This is a genomic window from Maribacter sp. 4U21 (assembly GCF_002742365.1).
Classification (GTDB): Bacteria; Bacteroidota; Bacteroidia; order Flavobacteriales; family Flavobacteriaceae; genus Maribacter.
Window position 1 is genome coordinate 1 of the sequence record NZ_MDGN01000042.1, and the last position, 2,863, is coordinate 2,863.

Sequence of the window (2,863 nt, forward strand, 5' to 3'; positions counted from 1 at the left end):
AGGATTACCAGGAAAAGCTGTTCGCGAGCTTCCAGCTCAGCGAACGTATACCCAAGAACAATTTCTACAGGCGTTTGAAGGGTGCCGTCGATTTGGATTTCCTCTATCCTTTGACCAAGGGACATTATGGGGAGAGCGGCCAGAAGAGCATCGACCCGGTCGTTTTCTTCAAGCTGTGTTTGGTGGGCTATCTGGAGAACATCATCAGCGACCGCAAGCTTATCGACCATTGTTCGATGCGTTTGGATATCCTGTTCTTCATAGGCTATGATATCGATGAAGAGCTTCCGTGGCACAGTACGATAAGCCGAACGCGGCAACTGTTCCCGGAAGCGGTGTTCGTGGAAGTCTTCACCAAGGTGCTGGCCATGTGCGTGGAAAAGGGTATGGTGGGCGGGCATACCCAGGCGATAGATTCGGCTCCCGTGAAGGCCAATGCGAGCATGGATACCCTGGAGCTGAAGGTGCCCGAAGAGGAACTGGACGAACACCTAAGAAAGGTACGTGCCCTCAGTTCGATGGACAGAGAAGTTCCCCACCGTAAATCCAAGAACGATAAATCGGATGAAGGTCAACGGGGTATTACTGCGAGCAAGAGGGAACTTGACGCGATAAAGGGCCGTAACAAGAGATGGGCCAAGGACCAGGACCAACGGCCGGGTGCCGGTAACAAAGGAGCGAAGTACACGAGCAACAATGCCTTCCTCTCGCTTCGCTCGTCGGAGGCAAGACAGTCCCACCGACCCAGATGCCAGGATAAGTGTAAAGCCGGGTAAGGCGCGCAAGCTGAACTACCTCTCACAACTGAGCGTCGATACCGCGCACCACGTGATCACCGACATCAGGGCCTACCATGCCGATGGGAAGGACAATCAACAGCTACAGGATATCGTACACCGCTTACAAAGAAGGTTATGGCAACAGGGTATGGTTTTTGAAAACTGCGTAGCGGACACGGGCTACAGTTCGGGCGAGAACTATGCCTTTCTGGAACAGCAGGGGCTAAAGAGTTTCATTCCACCGCACGGCACCTACAAGGGCGGCCCCGATGGTTTTGTGTACGTTGAAGAACATGACCATTATCTGTGTCCACAAGGAAAGGTGATCCCCTTCACCAAGGTTTTCCTTGACGGTCGCACCAGGACAAAGAAGAAGGGGTACCGTGCGCGGAAACATGTCTGTCTGGGCTGCCCCGTACGGGAACGGTGCCTGGGAAAGAGTGCACAGGAGAAGAAGTTCAGCGTTACCTATTACCGGGAAGAGTACGAACGTAATAACGAAAGGGTCAACAGTCCACAGGGGAGGTACATGAAGGGCAAACGGCAAAGTACGGTCGAGCCCGTGTTCGGGACGCTCACACAGTTCATGGTGCTGCGAAAGATAAACACCATCGGCCTTGCACAGGCCAACAAGGTGATGCACCTTTCGGCCATCGCCTATAATTTGAAGAAGTACCTGAAATTCGAACGAAAACGGGTAAAAAGCGGGGCGGGACAGCTTGCTTTGAAGGCATTGGCCAAAAGTGTGCTCCAAAACCTGTTTCAAGCTTCCGTGACGCATCGGAATTTGGACTTCCGTTTCTGAGCCGACAAGAAAAAAGCCCCTTAAAGGGACTTGTATTCAATCTGTATTTTGAAAATCACAAGCTTGTGCAACGGTTACCGGTGTTGGCAAACGTTATTTTACATCTGTAAGTTTAAATTCAGTTTTGCTCCCAAAGCATTGAAAATACGCATTACAGTTTCAAAAGTCACATTTCCAGTGCTATTTTCAAGTCTTGATATTTGCGCTTTTTTTACTCCGACTAATTCTCCTAATTGCTCTTGAGTCAATTTTCTTTTTTTTCGCGCGGTTTTTATCATATCACCAATCAATTCAAGTTTTAACTCAAATTCATATTCGTCTCTTTCTTCAGTTCCCTTTTTTCCAATTAAAAGGTCTTCTGCTTGGTCTAAAGTGTAACTTTTCATTTATTTTTATTTTTAAAGTATGTATTTCTGATTTTGTCAGCTTTGTCGATTTCTTTCTTATCCACTTTGCTTGTTTTCTTAATAATTCCGTGAGTAGCAAAAACTAGCGTCTCGGTTCTATCATCTTTGTCCCAAAAGGCTAAAAGGCGATATTGAATTCCAGAATATAAGGTTCTAAATTCCCAAATATCGTCAGTCAGTTTTTTAAAGAACTTTGGGTCAGATTGTTGTTCTGCTCTTCTTATATTTTGAAATATCTTCTTCCTTGTTTTTAGGTTTTGCTTTTCTACAAATTCAAAAGCTTCTTCAAGCAATTTCGTTTCAAATCGTTTTATCATTCCTGTTATAAAATCAAATTTGAAACAAATATAAATAAAGTTTCGTTAATTGTAAACTTTTGAGTAGGTTTTAAATGTCTAGTCCTGAAATATGGCTACAGGTTAAAAATTGATTTACGCTGTTAATTTATATACCATATTGGGTGTTTTGTAGTCTAAAGATAAATGTAATCTTATTTCGTTGTATAGATTTATCGCATTTTTTGTTGCTCTTTTAGCGTGTTGTAGGCTATCAAAGGTTTGATCAAGATAGAACTCGTCTTTTAATATACCATTTACACGTTCTGCCATTGCGTTTTCGTAGCAATGATTTTCTTCTGTCATACTGATATAGATGTTATTACGCTTTAAAATTTGAGTGTAAAGGTTACTGTAATACTGTATGCCTCTATCTGAATGATGAATAAGTTGTTTAATATCTTTAGCTTGATATAAGGCCTTATTTAAAGCTCTCACACAACCTTTAAGTTCTAGGCTATTACTGATGTCATACCCAACGATTTTACGGCTGTGCATATCTGTAATTAGCGCTAAGTAACAAAAGCCTTTTATAGT

3 protein-coding genes and 1 pseudogene are annotated in these 2,863 nt (G+C 43.5%); 1 reads left to right on the plus strand and 3 read right to left on the minus strand.

Annotated features, from left to right (window positions below; genetic code table 11):
- A pseudogene (locus BFP77_RS17585) lies at window positions 1-1,584 on the plus strand (IS1182 family transposase); the annotation flags it as partial.
- A 98-nt stretch (window positions 1,585-1,682) separates the two neighbouring features.
- On the opposite strand, the gene BFP77_RS08655 reads toward BFP77_RS17585, so the two are convergent.
- The 3 genes from BFP77_RS08655 to BFP77_RS08665 form a co-directional block, all read right to left on the minus strand.
- A complete protein-coding gene (locus BFP77_RS08655; RefSeq protein ID WP_076614752.1) occupies window positions 1,683-1,970 on the minus strand; it encodes a helix-turn-helix domain-containing protein in 288 nt (95 codons plus the stop codon).
- On the minus strand, window positions 1,967-2,308 hold the full coding sequence (locus BFP77_RS08660; protein WP_099573641.1) for a type II toxin-antitoxin system RelE/ParE family toxin: 342 nt from the start codon (window positions 2,306-2,308) through the stop codon (window positions 1,967-1,969). The genes BFP77_RS08655 and BFP77_RS08660 overlap by 4 nt, the downstream gene beginning before the upstream one ends.
- 114 nt (window positions 2,309-2,422) lie before the next feature.
- Window positions 2,423-2,863: integrase core domain-containing protein (locus tag BFP77_RS08665; RefSeq protein WP_143751882.1), on the minus strand; the 441-nt coding region annotated here is incomplete at its 5' end.

Coding starts and splice junctions, on each gene's coding strand:
- BFP77_RS08655 (WP_076614752.1), bottom strand. CDS start 1,970: ATGAAAAGTTACACTTTAGACCAAGCAGAAGACCTTTTAATTGGAAAA.
- BFP77_RS08660 (WP_099573641.1), bottom strand. CDS start 2,308: ATGATAAAACGATTTGAAACGAAATTGCTTGAAGAAGCTTTTGAATTT.